Origin of the sequence: Nocardia sp. NPDC088792, assembly GCF_044750615.1 — a bacterium.
Lineage (GTDB): Bacteria > Actinomycetota > Actinomycetes > Mycobacteriales > Mycobacteriaceae > Nocardia.
Genome location: NZ_JBIVKC010000001.1, coordinates 647,865 through 663,788, shown reverse-complemented (window position 1 = coordinate 663,788; position 15,924 = coordinate 647,865). Strand labels below are relative to the sequence as shown.

The 15,924-nt window shown below is 67.1% G+C and carries 16 protein-coding genes; 9 read left to right on the top strand and 7 right to left on the bottom strand.

The window, feature by feature from the left end:
* Positions 1-125: 125 nt before the first annotated feature.
* From ACIP5Y_RS03240 to ACIP5Y_RS03225, 4 genes are all read left to right on the top strand, one after another.
* Positions 126-1,400 carry a lipase family protein gene (locus ACIP5Y_RS03240; RefSeq protein ID WP_400349095.1) on the top strand — a complete coding sequence of 425 codons (1,275 nt, stop codon included), beginning with the start codon at positions 126-128 and terminating at the stop codon, positions 1,398-1,400.
* A 149-nt stretch (positions 1,401-1,549) separates the two neighbouring features.
* Positions 1,550-2,506: a cytochrome c oxidase assembly protein gene (locus ACIP5Y_RS03235; protein ID WP_400349093.1), complete on the top strand. Its 957-nt coding sequence runs from the start codon at positions 1,550-1,552 to the stop codon at positions 2,504-2,506.
* Between the two features lie 200 nt (positions 2,507-2,706).
* Complete coding sequence (locus ACIP5Y_RS03230; RefSeq protein WP_400347124.1) at positions 2,707-3,381, top strand: hypothetical protein; 675 nt, start codon at positions 2,707-2,709, stop codon at positions 3,379-3,381.
* 265 nt (positions 3,382-3,646) lie between these two features.
* Entirely contained in the window at positions 3,647-4,324 is a 678-nt protein-coding gene (locus ACIP5Y_RS03225) for a hypothetical protein (RefSeq protein WP_400347122.1), read from the top strand.
* Positions 4,325-4,421: 97 nt separating this feature from the next.
* Here ACIP5Y_RS03225 and ACIP5Y_RS03220 read toward each other — a convergent pair whose 3' ends face one another.
* Positions 4,422-4,706 (bottom strand): DUF2631 domain-containing protein, encoded by a 285-nt coding sequence (locus ACIP5Y_RS03220; RefSeq protein WP_400347120.1) that lies wholly within the window; start codon positions 4,704-4,706, stop codon positions 4,422-4,424.
* A 129-nt stretch (positions 4,707-4,835) separates the two neighbouring features.
* Here ACIP5Y_RS03220 and dxr point away from each other — a divergent pair, with 129 nt between their 5' ends.
* Positions 4,836-5,975 (top strand): 1-deoxy-D-xylulose-5-phosphate reductoisomerase, encoded by a 1,140-nt coding sequence (gene dxr / locus ACIP5Y_RS03215; RefSeq protein WP_400347118.1) that lies wholly within the window; start codon positions 4,836-4,838, stop codon positions 5,973-5,975.
* Between the two features lie 22 nt (positions 5,976-5,997).
* Positions 5,998-7,212, top strand: a complete 1,215-nt coding sequence (locus ACIP5Y_RS03210; RefSeq protein ID WP_400347116.1) for a M50 family metallopeptidase — start codon at positions 5,998-6,000, stop codon at positions 7,210-7,212.
* Here ACIP5Y_RS03210 and ACIP5Y_RS03205 read toward each other — a convergent pair.
* The gene (locus tag ACIP5Y_RS03205) at positions 7,187-7,885 is read right to left on the bottom strand and encodes an endonuclease V (RefSeq protein ID WP_400347114.1); all 699 of its coding nucleotides are present in this window, start codon (positions 7,883-7,885) and stop codon (positions 7,187-7,189) included. The genes ACIP5Y_RS03210 and ACIP5Y_RS03205 overlap by 26 nt on opposite strands.
* Positions 7,886-8,092: 207 nt before the next feature.
* Here ACIP5Y_RS03205 and ispG point away from each other — a divergent pair, with 207 nt between their 5' ends.
* The 3 genes from ispG (at position 8,093) to ACIP5Y_RS03190 (ending at position 12,060) form a co-directional block, all read left to right on the top strand.
* Positions 8,093-9,226 carry a flavodoxin-dependent (E)-4-hydroxy-3-methylbut-2-enyl-diphosphate synthase gene (gene ispG, locus ACIP5Y_RS03200; RefSeq protein WP_400349091.1) on the top strand — a complete coding sequence of 378 codons (1,134 nt, stop codon included), beginning with the start codon at positions 8,093-8,095 and terminating at the stop codon, positions 9,224-9,226.
* Between the two features lie 68 nt (positions 9,227-9,294).
* Positions 9,295-10,158, top strand: coding sequence for a GNAT family N-acetyltransferase (locus ACIP5Y_RS03195; protein WP_400347112.1), 864 nt, complete (start codon positions 9,295-9,297; stop codon positions 10,156-10,158).
* A 114-nt stretch (positions 10,159-10,272) separates the two neighbouring features.
* Positions 10,273-12,060, top strand: a complete 1,788-nt coding sequence (locus tag ACIP5Y_RS03190; RefSeq protein WP_400347110.1) for a penicillin-binding transpeptidase domain-containing protein — start codon at positions 10,273-10,275, stop codon at positions 12,058-12,060.
* Positions 12,061-12,088: 28 nt separating this feature from the next.
* On the opposite strand, the gene ACIP5Y_RS03185 is transcribed toward ACIP5Y_RS03190, so the two are convergent.
* The 5 genes from ACIP5Y_RS03185 to ACIP5Y_RS03165 all read right to left on the bottom strand — a co-directional run bounded on the left by ACIP5Y_RS03185 (position 12,089) and on the right by ACIP5Y_RS03165 (position 15,895).
* Positions 12,089-12,298: a hypothetical protein gene (locus tag ACIP5Y_RS03185; RefSeq protein WP_400347108.1), complete on the bottom strand. Its 210-nt coding sequence runs from the start codon at positions 12,296-12,298 to the stop codon at positions 12,089-12,091.
* A gap of 208 nt (positions 12,299-12,506) precedes the next feature.
* Positions 12,507-13,019 (bottom strand): peroxynitrite isomerase, encoded by a 513-nt coding sequence (locus ACIP5Y_RS03180; protein WP_397002481.1) that lies wholly within the window; start codon positions 13,017-13,019, stop codon positions 12,507-12,509.
* Between the two features lie 98 nt (positions 13,020-13,117).
* Entirely contained in the window at positions 13,118-13,939 is an 822-nt protein-coding gene (locus tag ACIP5Y_RS03175) for an ABC transporter permease (RefSeq protein ID WP_400347106.1), read from the bottom strand.
* Positions 13,939-14,772 (bottom strand): ABC transporter permease, encoded by an 834-nt coding sequence (locus tag ACIP5Y_RS03170; protein WP_400347104.1) that lies wholly within the window; start codon positions 14,770-14,772, stop codon positions 13,939-13,941. Before ACIP5Y_RS03170 ends, ACIP5Y_RS03175 begins: the two co-directional genes overlap by 1 nt.
* 46 nt (positions 14,773-14,818) lie before the next feature.
* Positions 14,819-15,895: an ATP-binding cassette domain-containing protein gene (locus tag ACIP5Y_RS03165; protein WP_400349089.1), complete on the bottom strand. Its 1,077-nt coding sequence runs from the start codon at positions 15,893-15,895 to the stop codon at positions 14,819-14,821.
* Positions 15,896-15,924: the final 29 nt, after the last annotated feature.

Genomic DNA, 15,924 nt, shown 5'->3' with positions numbered 1-15,924 from the left:
CGGTAACAGGACAATAGTGTCCGGTTGTGGTCAGCGGGCTCTGACCAGCGTCTTCTCGACGCCCGTGATGGAGGGGAACTCTGGAGTTGAGAAAAACACAAGGACGTGTTCCATTGGCAACCGCTATGGCCGCGTTCGCGCTGGTGACTGCCTCGTCGGCAATCTGCGCACCGCAGGCCGGGGCCGCGCCGGACGCGTTCTACGAATACACCGGCGCCACACCGTTATCCGCGTTCGAACCCGGCACCGTCCTGGATACCCGGACCATTCCGTATCACGTGGCCGGCCTCCCGGCCCCCGTCACCGCGGTCCAGCTGCTCTACCGCACCACCGACGCACAGCAGCGACCCACCGTCAATGTCACCTCCGTACTGGTGCCGCCCGGCGGTAATCCCGCCAAAGCCATTGCCTACCAATCCTTCTACGACTCCCTCAACCCCGAGGACAGTCCCTCCCGCGCCATCGCCGGCGACGTCTCCTTCGGCGGCCTGGTCAACACCTCGGAAACCGCGCTGATCGCACCGTCGCTGGCACAGGGCTATTCGGTGATCGTCGCCGACACCGAGGGCCAGCAGGCCGATTTCGCCGCCGGGCCCGAGTACGGCATGAACACCCTCGACTCGATCCGTGCCGCCACCCACTCGCCCGACACCGGGCTGAACCCGGGCACCCGGATCGGCATGATCGGATACTCGGGCGGCGCCATCGCCACCGACTGGGCCGCGGCCCTCGCACCCAGCTACGCCCCGGACGTCAATGATCAACTGGTCGGTGCGGCCGAGGGCGGCGTGCTGGTCAATCCGGCCCGCAACCTCTCCTACGTCAGCGGCAGTACCGGCTGGTCCGGCGTCGCGGCCATGGCGGTCATCGGCATCGCCCGCTCCTACGATGTCGATTTCGCGCCCTACCTGAACCCGCACGGCGCCCAGATCATCGACAAGCTGCGGTACGCCTCGATCGCCAACGTGCTCTTCCAGTACCCGGGGCTCACCTGGCAGCAACTCGCGAAGCCCGAATACGCCGACCCCAACAGCGTGCCGCCGTTCGTGGACGCCGTCCGCAAGATCGACCTCGGGCTCGCGCCCACCCCGACCATCCCCATGTTCATCGGCCAGGGCGCCAACGGCGTGCTGGAGGGCACCGACGGCGGCAGGCGCGGCATCGGCCCCGGTGACGGTGTCATGGTCGCCGGTGACGTGCGCGCCCTCGCCGACCAGTACTGCGATACCGGCAACCCGGCCATCGAATACCAGCAGTACGACCTGCTCAGCCACGTTCCGGCCATGGCCCCGTGGATGCCGGCGGCCCTGCTCTGGCTCAACGACCGGTTCGCCGGGCAGGCAGCTCCGGGCAACTGCGGCAGCATCGCACCCGGAAATCCCCTCACCCCGGAACTGTGACGAGCCGATCCCGCTGCACCGCAGCATGATTCGCGGGCCGGCACTGCGAACTCGGGCAGTGCCGGCCCACCGGTCCGAGAGGCCCTGCGAGCCGTATGACAGCGCGGCGCATACTAGGTGCCGTGGTACAGATCGAAACACCGCTGCACATGAGCAGTTTGGTGACCTCATGGCGGTGGGACACCTCGACTGTGCTGGTCACCGCGCTGCTCGCCCTCGTCTACGCAGGCTGCTGGGTCAAGGCCCGGCGCAACGGCGCGGAACTGCCCGTCCGGCGGGCCGTCACCTTCGGGGCGGCGGGCCTGGGCGTATGGCTACTGACGGGCATCAGCCTCATCGGCGTCTACTCCGACACCCTGTTCTGGGTGCGCGCGCTGCAGATCCTGCTGCTGCTGTACCTGGTGCCGTTCGCGCTCGCCGCGGGCGCGCCGATGACCGTGCTGCGCGAGGCCCTGCCGCCGCGCGCCCGGGAACGCCTGGACGCGGCCCTGTCCGGGCCCGTCGCGCGGTTCCTCACGTATCCGGCGGTGCCGTCGCTGCTGATCCTGGCGCTGCCGTGGGTGCTGTTGATGTCGCCCTGGCTCAAAGGCGTGCTGCAGCACGGCGGAATCGATGCGTTCACCCGAATCCTGGTGGTGGTCATCGGGTTCCTCTACTTCTATTCGCGCCTGCAGGTCGATCCGACGCCGAAGCATGTGAATCAGGGCTTCTCGCTGCTCATCACGATCGGGGAGTCCATTGCCGACGGCATCCTCGGCATCGTGCTCTGGCTGGGCCCGCTGGTGGGTGGCGGCTACTACGAATCCCTGGGCCGCACCTGGGGGCCCGACCTGCACACGGATCAGACGATCGGCGCGGGCATCCTCTGGCTGCTGGGTGACTTTCTCGGCCTGATCTATTCGCTGGTCGTCATGCGGGCCTGGAATGCGGACGAACGCCGCAAGGCCCGGGAGCTCGATGCGGAACTGGATGCCGAGGAAATGCGCGCGAAGACCGGAAAGGTCGGCGCGCGCAGGGGATTCGCGGTCGAGGAGGATGCGGCGCCGGCAGCCACGGGGCTGTGGTGGGAGAACGATCCGCAATTGCGGGAGCGTTTCCGCCGCTGAGGCTGTGTGGCGCGTCACAAAATCTCGTACTCGGTGATGTCGGCTATTAAAAGAGCTTCTCAGCTACTTTTCAGTAACGAATTGTTGGACACTCGAACAGGGCGGCCGAAGGTGTCCCCCACCTCCGACAATGCGTAGCTTTGCGCCGTACGAAAGTCCTGAGAAGAATGAAGTTCAGCAAATTTGCCGCGACCTCAATCATGGCTATCGCGGCCCTCGGCATCGCCAGCGGAACCTCGCACGCCGATCCCGCCCCGCTGCCGGTGATTCCCGACCTCCTCGGCGGCATCAACCAGGGCATCGCCCAGGTCGCCCCCGGTATCCACTGGAACGCCCACATCGAAGGCGATTCCGTGGTCGTCGACACCGACGCCGGGTCTCTCGACACCGCCGACAATCAGTTCCAGGTACGCGACAACCAGGGCAATGTCGTTGCCGGCTTTCCGATGAGCTACACCCTGGGCGATCTCGAATACCCGATCGACGTCGCCGTCGACGGCCTGCACGCGGTGCTGACGCCCAGTAAGGATCCGGCCGCCGCGCATCCGTCCGGCCTGCTGCACGACGTCGCCAACCAGAAGGCATTCGATGACGCGCTCTCCGCGGCGGCGACGCAGTACGGCATCATCACCGCCATCGGCACCTTGGTCGGCACCATCGTCGGTGCGGTCGGCGGTTGCGCGCTCGGGCTGCTGCCCGGCATGGTCGTGGGCGTCGTCTTCCTCGGCCTGGGCCCGATCGGCGGTTGTATCGCCGGTGCGGTGGCCGGCGGCGCGGTCGGCGGTATGGCGGGTCTGATCATCACCGGTGTGGTCGCCGCGGTGGTCGTCGGTATCGGTTTCTTCAACCGCATCAACGATCCGGCCAATCAGTAGCCGGAAGGTCTAATTTGCCAGTGGGCTGCCCTGCACTGCTCAAGTGTGGGGAAGCCCACTTTTTTGCGTGCTGCATTGTTGCTAGCGGGGGTGATTGAAAGCGTTTTTATTATCTCTTTACTAAAAATATAAGCGAACTTGCGATTCAAGCACGATTAAGCAACATTTCTGCAACATTTGCCGAGGACTCTCTAGGTGGGTGCTCGATGAGGACCTCGCTCCCAAGCAAGGGTTGCTCCCACTGAAGAAAGCGCGAGTTTTTCCGATGAAGTTCAAGAAGTTTGCCGTCACCTCGGCTCTGGCCATCGCTGCTCTGGGTATCACCGCCGGCACCGCCAATGCGGATCCCGCCGCGGCCGGCCCCGGAATCCACTGGAACACCAAGCTCGAGGGTCAGTCGGTGGTCTTGAACACCGACCTCGGTTCACTGGACACCGCCAACGGCCAGTTCGAGGTGCGCGACACCCAGGGCGCTCTGGTCACCTCCTTCCCGCTGAGCGTCGTGACCACCGGCGACAACCTGGCGCACCCGGTCGACGCCCAGATCGACGGCAATACCGCCACCCTCACCCCGGACATGAGCCCGGCCGCCGCCTTCCCGGCGCCCGTCCTGCACGATGTGGCCAGCCAGGCCGATCAGGACTCGGCCTTCTCCGCCGCGGTCAACGAGCTCGGTCTCGCCAGCTCCATCGGCACCCTGATCGGCACCCTGGTCGGTGGCGTCGCGGGCTGCGTCATCGGCGCCGCGGGCGGCGCGGTCCTCGGCGTCGCCATCCTGTCGGTGCCGACCGGCATCGCGGGCTGCGTCGCGGGCGCGGCCATCGGTATCCCGCTGGGCGCCGCCGCGGGTCTGATCATCGCCGGTGTGCCCACCCTCGTCGTGGTCGGCATCCAGCTGGCCCAGCGCCTGAGCGCGCCGGACTCCACCCCCGCGGCTTCCTGAGCCACTGAGCCGGCACACAATTCGGGCCGGATCACCCCTCGGTGATCCGGCCCGAATTACGTTGCGTGGCGGTGCGCCAGGCTGATTCGTGTCTGTCTCAGCGCTGCTTGCGCGACATGATCGAGTCGCGGATCAGCACGAACGCCAGGCCGATCGAGATCAGGATCAGGAAGATGTATCCGACATTGCCCGTACCGGAGTTGCTGCCCTGCTGGTTCTCGAACAGCATCGCGAGCAGGATCACGATGACGACCCAGCCGGCCGTACGAGCGGCACGACGCGATTCGCCGCTCCAACCCCAAGCGGCGGACGGAACCTCGGCGGTGTCGACCTTGGTGACGACAGCTGCGCTGTGCGTGGGTTCCAGTTCCGTGGCGGCCACTTTCGCTCCTTCATGGCTCGAATAGATTACTGAGCCATATGGTGGCATACGACCGTCCGTCGTAGCCAGCAGGGTCGGCGGCGAGGCGGGCCGAAAGCATCCGGGATCCGGTCAGGGGAAAATAGGCACGTGTCCGACATCGTGAGAGTTCTGCTGCTGGGCAGCACCGGTTCCATTGGCACCCAGGCGCTGGAGGTGATCGCCGCCAACCCCGACCGCTTCGAAGTGGTCGGACTGGCCGCGCGCGGCGGCAATACCGAGCTGCTCGCACAGCAGATCGCCGCCACCGGCACCCGGAACGTCGCCGTCGCCGACGCGGCCGCCGCCGCGAAACTCGGTGTGCCGCTGGCCGGTCCGGACGCCGCGACCGAACTGGTCCGGCGCACCGACGCCGACGTGGTGCTCAACGCACTGGTCGGCTCGCTGGGACTGGAACCGACCCTGGCCACCCTGGAATCCGGGCGGCGACTCGCCTTGGCCAACAAGGAATCTCTGGTCGCGGGCGGATCGCTGGTCACGCGCGCGGCCGCACCCGGGCAGATCGTGCCGGTGGACTCCGAACACTCCGCACTCGCGCAATGCCTGCGCGGCGGCCGCGCCGACGAGGTGGCCCGGCTGGTGCTGACCGCCTCGGGCGGACCGTTCCGCGGCTGGACCGCCGACATGCTGGAATCGGTGAATCCGGCCGAGGCCAAGGCACATCCGACCTGGTCCATGGGCCTGATGAACACCCTGAACTCGGCGTCGCTGGTGAACAAGGGCCTCGAACTGATCGAGACGCATCTGCTGTTCGGTGTGCCCTACGACCGCATCGATGTGACCGTGCACCCGCAGTCCATCGTGCACTCCATGGTCACCTTCAATGACGGCTCGACCCTGGCCCAGGCCAGCCCGCCGGATATGAAGCTGCCCATCGCGCTGGCCCTGGGCTGGCCGGACCGGGTGCCCGGCGCGGCCGCGGCCTGCGACTGGTCCACCGCCGCCACCTGGACCTTCGAACCCGTCGACGACGAGGTGTTCCCGGCCATCCGGCTGGCCCGGCAGGCGGGCGAGGCCGGTGGTTGTGTGACCGCGGTCTACAACGCCGCCAACGAGATCGCCGTGCAGGCGTTCCTGGACGGGCACATCCGCTTCCCCGGCATCGTGCGCACGGTGACGCGGGTGGTGGAGTCCGCCGACCGCTGGACCGCGGAACCCGGTAGCTTGGACGAGGTGCTCGCGGCCGATGCGTGGGCGCGAGAAACCGCACGCACACTGGTGCGCGGCTGACAGCAGGAGGAATCGGTACCGCATGGTCTTCGCGATCGGCTTCGTTCTGTTCGCCCTCGGTATCACCGTGTCGGTCGCGCTACACGAGTGCGGGCACATGTGGACTGCGCAGGCCACCGGTATGAAGGTGCGCCGCTACTTCATCGGCTTCGGCCCGAAGGTGTTCTCGTGGCGGCGCGGTGAGACCGAATACGGTCTCAAGGCGCTGCCGCTGGGCGGCTTCTGCGATATCGCGGGCATGACCGCGCTGGACGAGCTGGAACCCGAGGACCTCGACCGGGCCATGTACCGGCAGGCCACCTGGAAGCGCCTGCTGGTCATGTCCGGCGGCATCCTGATGAACTTCATCCTCGGCTTCATTCTCATCGTGATCCTCGCGGTCGGCTGGGGCCTGCCGCGTTTCGACTCCCCGCCCGCCACCCAGCTGGGCGCCATGAGCTGTGTGGCGGACCAGCTGCCGGATCTGAAGTCGAAGACGTGCACGGGTAGCGGGCCGGCCCAGCAGGCGGGCCTGAAGCAGGGCGACATCGTGAAGGCCGTCAATGGCGTTCCGGTCAAGACCTGGGCGGAGTTCAGTGCACAGACCCGCAAGCAGACGGGCACCTTCACCTACACGGTCGAGCGGGCCGGACAGACCCTGAACATCCCGGTCACCCCGGAACTGGCCCTGTCGTACCAGGACGTGAACGGCAAGAAGATCGAGACTCCGCAGGAGGTCGCGAAGGTCGGCGTCGGGCAGGACCAGTACGGCCCGATGCACTACAACATCCTCTCGGCGATCCCCGCGTCCGGGGCGTTCACCGGTCAGATCGGTGTCCGCACGGTCCAGTCCCTGGCCCAGATGCCCGCCAAGGTCGCCGACCTGTGGCATGCGGTCACCGGCGGCGTCCGCGATCCGGAGACCCCGGTCTCGGTCTACGGCGCGAGCCGCATCGGCGGCGAGGCCGCCCAGCACGACGCCTGGCCGCTGTTCATCCTCACCTTGGCGAGCCTGAACTTCTTCCTGGGAGCCTTCAATATCCTGCCGCTGCTCCCGCTCGACGGCGGCCACATGGCCGTGGTGATCTACGAGAAGATCCGCAATGTCTTCCGCGGCCGCAAGGGCCTCGCCCCCGGCGCCCCGGTCGACTACATGAAACTTCTCCCGGCAACCTATGTCGTGGTGGTGATAGGCGGCGCCTACATGGTCCTCACCCTGGTCGCCGACATCGTCAACCCGGTGAAGCTGTTCCCGTAGCGGAGATTTCGCGCAGCAGTTGCCGGCACAGCCGGTCGGCGCGGCGGGTGGTCTCCGGCTGCCGGAATTCCGGTGTCAGCGAAAGCACTCGGTCGCAGGCGGTTTCGATATTGATGAGGTGGCCTACGGAGACGTAGACGGGTTTGACGCCGGTGCGGGTGCGGAGGGCGCGGCCGACCGGGTCGCCGTCGATGGTGATCTCGGACCAGGAGCCGCGGTCGCGGGCCGGTTCCGGGTAGTCGCCCCAGGCGTTCTTGGCCACGCCGACGGTGGGGATGCCGGTGAGGAGGCCGAGGTGGCAGGCGAAGCCGAAGCGGCGGGGGTGGGCACGGCCCTGGCTATCGCAGATCAGGAGATCCGGTGTCAGCGTGAGGGTTTCGAGGGCCCGGGCGGTGGTAGGCAGTTCGCGGAAGGCGAGCAGGCCGGGTACGTAGGGGAAATCGGTGGTGCCGCGGGCGGTGGCGGTCTCCACGGTTTCCAGGGTTTCGGCGTCGAGGACGACTATGGCGGCCACCACGTTGCCGTCTTCGTCATAGGCCGAGTCAAGACCCGCTATCGTGCGGAAACGGGGTGGGCGGGGGTTTTCGGTGATCACCTGGGAGCGGAGACGATCTTGTAGGGCGATGGCCTGCTCGGGCGTGGCAGGCCACGGACTTGTCTTCGCTACCTTCACTTTTCACTCCGTAAACCTTCGCATCACCTGTAACGAATAGTCAGTGTAGGGGCCCTCCGGTGCCGTACCGGACGCTCGGGATGTGTAGCCTTGTCGCCGCCGTCACAGGGCAACCGGTATCCGTGCGTCGGTAAGCTCGGGACCGGAAGGGTGTGAGGACGAACAGGAAGTAGGCAACCGATCGTGAGCAGTGCCATCGCTTTGGGGATGCCGTCCGCACCGGCGGCCGTCCTGGCACCCCGCCGTAAGACCCGCCAGTTGATGGTGGGCAAGGTGGGGGTCGGCAGCGAGTTCCCGATCTCGGTGCAATCCATGACCACCACCAAGACCCATGACATCAACGCCACCCTGCAGCAGATCGCGGAACTGACCGCGTCCGGCTGCGATATCGTGCGCGTGGCCTGCCCGCGTCAGGAAGACGCCGACGCGCTGGCCGCCATCGCCCGCAAGTCCCCGATCCCGGTGATCGCCGACATCCACTTCCAGCCCCGCTACATCTTCGCCGCCATCGACGCGGGCTGCGCCGCGGTCCGGGTCAACCCGGGCAATATCAAGGAATTCGACGGCCGCGTCAAAGAGGTCGCCAAGGCGGCCGGCGACGCGGGCATCCCGATCCGCATCGGCGTGAACGCCGGATCCCTGGACAAGCGGATGATGGACAAGTACGGCAAGGCCACCCCCGAAGCTTTGGTGGAATCCGCGCTGTGGGAGGCGAGCCTGTTCGAGGAGCACGGCTTCGGCAACCTGAAGATCTCGGTCAAGCACAATGACCCGGTCATCATGGTGGAGGCCTACCGGCAACTGGCCGCGCAGTCCGACTACCCCCTGCACCTGGGCGTCACCGAGGCCGGTCCGGCGTTCCAGGGCACCATCAAGTCCGCCACCGCCTTCGGTGCGCTGCTGTCCCAAGGCATCGGCGACACCATCCGCGTCTCGCTGTCGGCGCCGCCGGTCGAGGAGATCAAGGTCGGCGACCAGATCCTGCAATCGCTGAACCTGCGCCCGCGCAAGCTCGAGATCGTGTCCTGCCCGTCGTGTGGCCGCGCCCAGGTCGACGTCTACACCCTCGCCAACGAGGTCTCCGCCGGCCTGGAAGGCATGGAAGTGCCGTTGCGCGTCGCCGTCATGGGCTGCGTGGTGAACGGCCCCGGTGAGGCCCGCGAGGCCGATCTGGGCGTGGCCTCCGGCAACGGCAAGGGCCAGATCTTCGTCAAGGGCGAGGTCATCAAGACCGTCCCCGAACACCTCATCGTGGAAACCCTCATCGAAGAGGCCATGCGCATCGCAGAACAGATGGGCGAGGAAGCCGGCGGCGGCGCGCCGGTCGTCACCGCGGGATAAGTCCTGGTGGCCCACTCGTCCGAGCCGAATGTGCGGCGCGGTTTCACAGTTCGTGGCAGGCTGTGAACGTGCGGAGTGTGCTGGAGCCGACCCGCCGGGCCAGAGCGTCCGGTGCGCGCCTGCTCGCGAACCGCGATCTGACGCAGGTTTTGCGGGTGCTCGACGATGATCCGGTCGCGAGCTGCATGGTGGCTGCGCGCCTGCAGGAGTACGGCCTGGACTCCCGCGGTGTCTACGGGGAACTGTGGAGCCGCGGCGGTCCGGGCGGATCCCTGTGTTTCTCCGGGGCCAATCTGGTGCCTTTGCGTGGCGCGCGGGATGACCTGCGCGCCTTCGCCGATCGTGCGGTGCGCGGTCCGCGGATCTGCTCGTCGGTGGTGGGTCGTCGGGAGCTGGCGTTGCCGCTGTGGGAGCTGCTGGCCGAGCAGTGGGGTCCGGCGCGGGAATTGCGCGCCGATCAGCCGCTGCTGGCGCTGGAACGGACGGCGGGGGTGTCGCCCGATCTCCGGGTGCGCCGGGTCCGCCCGGATGAGATCGAGCGCTATCTGGTGGCCGCGATCGCCATGTTCACCGAGGAGATCGGCGTGGATCCGCGCAGCGGGGACGGTGGCCGCAGCTATCGCCGCCGGGTCACGAACCTGATCGAAACCGGCCGGGCCTGGGCGCGTTTCGAGGACGGCGAGGTGGTCTACAAGGCCGAGGTGGGCGCGATGTCGCGGCGGACCGGCCAGATTCAGGGCGTGTGGGTGCATCCGGAGTTCCGCGGCAAGGGGTACGGCACCGCGGGGACGGCGGCGGTGGCGAATGTGGTGGTGGCCTCGGGCCGGACCGCGAGCCTGTATGTGAACTGCTTCAACGAGGCCGCGCGCCGCTCGTACGCGAAGGTGGGTTTCCGGCAGATCGCGACGTTCGCGACGGTCCTGCTGGATTGACCGGTGTCTGCCTGCCTGTCCGCATTGACCGGTGTCTGTGACTTCTCCCTGAAATCCTTTACGCCCCAGTGTGTCGCCGTGGTTTGCTAGCAGTTGGCTCTAGCATCTGTGCCGATGTCGAAACGGGTGCTCACCATGCTGATCACCGGCGCGGTCTCGGTAGCCGTAGCCGGGTGTACGTCCGCTCCGCAGGGGCCGGCGCAGGTCGCGGACGAATTCGTCTCCGCCTTCGCCCGCCATGATGTGGAGGCCGCCGCGCGGGATACCAGCCTGCCCGAAACCTCCGGTCCCGCACTGGCTTCGGTCTGGGACGGCCTGAAGGCGGAGAAGCTGGTGGCCACGACCGGCGATGCCCGCGTCACCGGCGACACCGCGGTGGTCGACTACACCTACGAATGGCATCTGCCCAAGGATCGGGTGTGGAAGTACGGCGGCCAATTACAGATGGGCCGCAGTGACGGCCGCTGGACGGTGCGCTGGAATTCGGCGGATATCCATCCGCAGCTGGGCAATACGCAGACCATGCAAATGCGGGTGATTCCGGCCCCGCGGGCCCGGGTCAACGAGCGGGCCGGCACCGATGTGCTGGTGCCCGGAGCGGTTTACCGGCTGTCGTTCCAGCCCGCGGCGGCAACGAATCCGAATGCGGTGGCCACCACGCTGGCGAATGCCTTGCAGCCCTTCGATGATCGTTTCACCGCCGATTCGATTCTCCGCAATGCCCGTAAATCCGATGGCGGCTATACCGCCGCGATGCTGTCGGAATGGGAGTACAACCAGGTGAGCGCGGACCTGTTCGGGCTGCCCGGGGTGACTTTCGCCAAGGAATGGGATCTGGTCCCCACCGATCGCCGTTTCGCCCCGGATCTGATGACCCAGGTGCGCAAGACGGTCATCGACGAGGTGGACGGCAAATCGGGCTGGAGCGTCGTGACCGTGAATGCGAACGGCGCCGACACCGATGTGCTGAAAGAGGTGGAGCCGCAGACCTCCCCGTCGTTCTCGCTGAGCATCGATCGCAATGTGCAGAATGCCGCGCAGCGGGCGGTGGACGGCCGCACCGAGCAGTCCATGATGGTGGTGATACAGCCGTCGACGGGCGCACTGCTGGCGATCGCGCAGAACGCGGCGGCGGATAACGATGGGCCGGTGGCGGCTTCGGGCCTGTATCCGCCGGGTTCGACCTTCAAGACGGCGACGGCCGCGGCGGCCATGACCGGCGGTCACGCCAATCCGGATACCACGGTGCCGTGCCCGAGCCGAATCGTGGTGGGGGAGCGCACGATTCCCAATTACGATAACTTCGCCCTCGGTGATGTGGCCATGTCGACGGCGTACGCGCGTTCGTGCAATACCGCTTTCGCGAACGTGGCCTCGGAGCTGGGTGGCGGCGATCTGAAGAAGGCCGCGTCGGCATTGGGTATCGGCCCGGATTACACGGTGGCGGGCCTGCCGACGGTGTCGGGTTCGGTGCCGCAGGACGACGATCTCGTGCAGCGGGCCGAGGACGGTATCGGCCAGGGCAAGGTGCTGGTGAGCCCGTTCGGGCTGGCGCTGGCGGCGGCGACGGTGGCGCACGGTTCGACGCCGGTGCCGTATCTGATCTCGGGTCATCCCACGCAGGTGTCCGGTGATCGTCCGCGGTTGTCGCCGGAGGTGATCAACGGGCTGCGCGAGATGATGCGCAAGGTGGTCACGAGCGGTACGGCCGAGCGGATCGCCGATCAGGGCGAGGTCTACGGCAAGACGGGTGAGGCCGAGGTCGACGGTGGTTCGCACGCGTGGTTCATCGGCTACCGCGGCGATATGGCGTGGGCGACGCTGGTGGTGCGCGGCGGGAGTTCCGACAATGCGGTCGCGGTGACTCGCGACATGCTCACGGCACTACCCGCGGGGTACTGAGTATTCGCGGTATTCGAGATGTTCGCGTTCAGCGGTCGCCGAAGCGGGAGGGCAGCGGGGTGGCGTTCACGCAGGCTGCGGGATGGATTTCCCCGATGGGGTCGGCGACATAGCGCTGCTGTGCCAGGGTTTTCACGGGCGGGCCGGCGGCGGAGGCGTCGCCGAGAACTTCTGTGACGCCTGCTCCGGCGAGAATCATGCCCGCGGTGGTCAACAGCAGAAGGGCTGAACGCTTCATAGGGCGCTCCCTTGTTTGGAGATGAGTTAGTAAACCCGAACGGTCTGTTCCGGATGGCCACTGCTCATTAGTGTTGGCTAACTGTTTGCCAACGAAAGAAACGGTAATCCGTCACCGATGTCCGAGGCAACCCGCAATTGTTCGGCGGTCTCCGCCAAGGAAGAGTAATCTCCAGGTCAGGCCAAGGGTAAGAGCCTGAAGTTCATTTTCAATTGGCCCGCTGCATGGTTGCCGCAAGGTGATGTTGCAGCGGTTGCTCGACCGCGGCCATGCGCAGGGTGTAGTTGAGCGTGTCGCCCGCGACGGTGATGGTCCGGCCCAGCGCGGTGACCGATTTGGCGCTGGTGCTCATGCCGATGGCCGTGGAATCCAGCTCGATCCGCATCCCGTCGTCGTCGGTCACCAGGGTGCCTTCGCAGATCTCGGTGATGCCGGTGGGGTGCGCGAGGATCAATTCCACGCGGTCCTCGGAAATGGCGCGCAGATACCCGGTTTCGCTGTGCATGGGCCGGCCGTCGTCGGCCGCGCGGGTGCGCTGCCGATAGGTGAGGAAGGGCCGCCCGACGTGACCGAAGTGGACTTCCTCGAGGTATTCGAAGTTCTTGATGGTCGGGTACTCGCCCTGCCCGCGGCCGCGCCAGACGCCCAGGAGCGGCGCGAGGTGGGCGATATCCGGATGGGGCGCGATGTCGGGCTGCGGGTCTGGCACGGCGGACAGCATAATGCGCCCGCGCCCGTGGCACCGGCGGACGACGCGCGCAGCGGCCGGTATTTACGGAAAGGGGTCTGGATATCAGGATTCACTCCCGATATCAGGCGTCACTTCCGACTGGCGCGCCGGTAACCCCACGCCGCGGGTACCGCGAACACGACGATCAGCCCGACCGACCAGGCGACGGTCTTCAGCAGCGGCCCGGCCAGCGGCCCGCCCTCGGCGAGCGCGCGCATGGTGTCCACGGCGACCGACATGGGCTGATGCTGCACCACCGGCGAAATCCACTTCGGGTACGCGGCGATCGGCACGAATCCGGTGCTGAAGAACATGAGCAGCGACGACAGCAGCGCGACGCCCTCGACCAGCGTGGATTTGGCGGTGAACACGGCGATGGCGGTGACCATGGTGGCGAAGGCCAGTCCGAACAGCACCGGAATCCACAGGAAGGCGAACGCGGCCAGGGGTCCCTCCCGGAACCGGAAGCCCAGCGCCATGCCGAACAGGATGATGACGACCGTCCCGCAGAAGATGCGGCATCCCTCGGCGAGGATGCGGGCCGCGAGCCCGGAGGCCCGGTGCACGGGCAGCACCCAGAAGCGCGCGAGGATCCCGGCCTCGCGTTCGCGCCCGAGCATGATGCCGCTGGCGACGGTCCCCGACAGCGCGCCGACCAGGGTCACCATGGGCGTGGATCCGTACAGGGCGCTGTGCCCGGAGAATTTCTGGATCTGACTGCCCACCACGATGTCGAGCATGAGCAGCAGCAGGCACGGCACGATCAGCGTCTCCAGCAAGGTGATCGGGTCGCGCACCCAGCGCAGCAGCAGTCGCTGGGTCTGAATCCAGGTGTGCCGCAACAGGGCCGGAATCGAGCTCTCGGGGACGACGATGGTGTCGGCGATATCGGTGCGTTCCAGGGTGGCCATCACGACCTCTTGGTGTTCTGGCGGACGATGAAGAAGAAGGAGACCACGATGATGGCCGCGATCCAGCCCAGCGGCGGACCCATGAGCGCCCAGTTCACGTCACCGGCCCGGCCGCGGGTGTCACCGCCGAGCGCACGTAGCCCGTATGCGAACTGCGAGACCGGCTGATTGCGCACGAAGAACTGCACCCAGTGCGGAAACTGTTGTGCCGGTGCGAGTCCGGTGGAGAGCATGCCGAGGATGAGCGGTGGCAGCACGAGCATCTGGGTGGTGGCTTCCGGGCTGCGGGTGAAGGTGCCGATGGCGTCCGCGCCGAGGCAGAACGCGGTGCCGATGAGCAGTCCCAGCGCCAGGAACCCTAGGGTGTGCGCGGCCCCGCCGTCGAACCGGAAGCCGATGATGTGCGTGCACACCACGGCCGACACCAGTCCGATGGCCAGCCGGAAGATATTGGAGGACATGCGGGCCGCGACGGGTACCAGCGGATGCATGGGCATGGCGTCGAAGCGTTTGTCCAGCCCCGACACCGCGTCGGTGGCGGCGCGGAAGGCGGCGGAGACGGCGGTGAACGCGGCGGCCTGCAGGATGACGATGGGCGTCATGAACTGCCCGTAACTGCTGAAATTCAGTCCGGCGAAGGACATTACGCGGTTGAGCGGTATGTAGAAGCTGGCGGTGAAGGTGGCGGGTGCGAGGATGGCGGTGATGATCTCGCCGGTCTTGACCGAGGGCACGATGAGCCGCGTGGTGAGCACCCACCACTGCGCCAGCGTGGCGGGGGTCGCGCGGACGCTGGTGAGCCAGGCGCTGGTGGTGGTCTCGACGGCGGTCATGGCCGGGCCTCTCTGCCGGGAGCGCGCCTGGCGGCACTGTGAGTGGTCATGATCGGTCCCCCCGATCGGTGAACGGCACTGTGACGCTGAGGGTTCGCTCGTCGCCGGTGAACCGGCCGTCGGGCGCCCGGTGTTTGCCGCCGGAAGCCGCTGCCGCCGTGTTGTTTTCGGCGCGGTGTCCGGTGAGTTCGAGGAACACGTCGTCGAGCGACGGCCGCCGCAGGGCGATGTCGACCAATTCCAGTCCGGCGCTGTCGAGTCGGCGCAGCGCTTCGGCGAGCGTCTTCGAGCCTTCGGGGGCGGGGATGGCGATCCGGTCCGAATCCGCGGTCAGGGCCTGGCGATTGGCGACGGGCAGCAGATCGCCGAGGGCGGCGGCGATGGCGGGCAGGTCTTCCATGCGCAGGGGCACGATCTCGCAGTAGCTGCCGCCGGTGCGGGCCTTGAGTTCGTCGGCGGTGCCGTCGGCGATGACGACGCCGTGGTCGATGACGATGATGCGGTCGCAGAGCGCGTCGGCTTCCTCCAGGTATTGGGTGGTGAGCAGGGTGGTGATGCCGTGTTTGCGGAAGCCGCCGACCAGGTCCCAGACGCCTTGGCGGCTGCGGGGATCGAGTCCGGTGGTGGGTTCGTCGAGGAAGACGACTTCCGGCCGGACGACGAGTCCGCAGGCGATGTCGATGCGCCGCCGCATGCCGCCGGAGTAGGTGCCGACGCGGCGTTTGGCGGCGTCGGTGAGGTCGAATTCGGTGATGAGTTCGTCGGCGCGGGCGCGGGCGGCGCGTTTGCGCAGTCCCATGAGCCGCCCGAACATGACGAGGTTCTCGTAGCCGCTGAGGGCGTCGTCCAGGGCGGCGAACTGTCCGGTGAGCATGATGCTGCGGCGGACGGCGGCGGCGTCGGTGACCACATCGTGCCCGGCGACGCTGGCGCGGCCGCTGTCGGGTGCGATGAGGGTGGAGAGGATATTGACGGTGGTGGTCTTGCCGGCGCCGTTGGGTCCGAGGATGCCCAGTACCTCGCCGGCGGCCGCCTTGAAGGTGATGCCGCGCAGGGCCTGGACGGCGCCGAAGGATTTCTCGACGTCTTCGACGATCACGCCGTCGAGGGTGCTGGTCTGCATATGGGTGTTATCGGTGCTGCCGCTGTCGG

What these genes read in the sequence shown, in the direction of transcription:
- ACIP5Y_RS03240 (WP_400349095.1), top strand. Translation starts at nt 126, where the DNA reads ATGGCCGCGTTCGCGCTGGTGACTGCCTCGTCGGCAATCTGCGCACCG.
- ACIP5Y_RS03235 (WP_400349093.1), top strand. Translation starts at nt 1,550, where the DNA reads ATGAGCAGTTTGGTGACCTCATGGCGGTGGGACACCTCGACTGTGCTG.
- ACIP5Y_RS03230 (WP_400347124.1), top strand. Translation starts at nt 2,707, where the DNA reads ATGGCTATCGCGGCCCTCGGCATCGCCAGCGGAACCTCGCACGCCGAT.
- ACIP5Y_RS03225 (WP_400347122.1), top strand. Translation starts at nt 3,647, where the DNA reads ATGAAGTTCAAGAAGTTTGCCGTCACCTCGGCTCTGGCCATCGCTGCT.
- ACIP5Y_RS03210 (WP_400347116.1), top strand. Translation starts at nt 5,998, where the DNA reads ATGGTCTTCGCGATCGGCTTCGTTCTGTTCGCCCTCGGTATCACCGTG.
- ispG (WP_400349091.1), top strand. Translation starts at nt 8,093, where the DNA reads ATGCCGTCCGCACCGGCGGCCGTCCTGGCACCCCGCCGTAAGACCCGC.
- ACIP5Y_RS03190 (WP_400347110.1), top strand. Translation starts at nt 10,273, where the DNA reads ATGTCGAAACGGGTGCTCACCATGCTGATCACCGGCGCGGTCTCGGTA.
- ACIP5Y_RS03185 (WP_400347108.1), bottom strand. Translation starts at nt 12,298, where the DNA reads ATGAAGCGTTCAGCCCTTCTGCTGTTGACCACCGCGGGCATGATTCTC.
- ACIP5Y_RS03180 (WP_397002481.1), bottom strand. Translation starts at nt 13,019, where the DNA reads ATGCTGTCCGCCGTGCCAGACCCGCAGCCCGACATCGCGCCCCATCCG.
- ACIP5Y_RS03175 (WP_400347106.1), bottom strand. Translation starts at nt 13,939, where the DNA reads ATGGCCACCCTGGAACGCACCGATATCGCCGACACCATCGTCGTCCCC.
- ACIP5Y_RS03170 (WP_400347104.1), bottom strand. Translation starts at nt 14,772, where the DNA reads ATGACCGCCGTCGAGACCACCACCAGCGCCTGGCTCACCAGCGTCCGC.
- ACIP5Y_RS03165 (WP_400349089.1), bottom strand. Translation starts at nt 15,895, where the DNA reads ATGCAGACCAGCACCCTCGACGGCGTGATCGTCGAAGACGTCGAGAAA.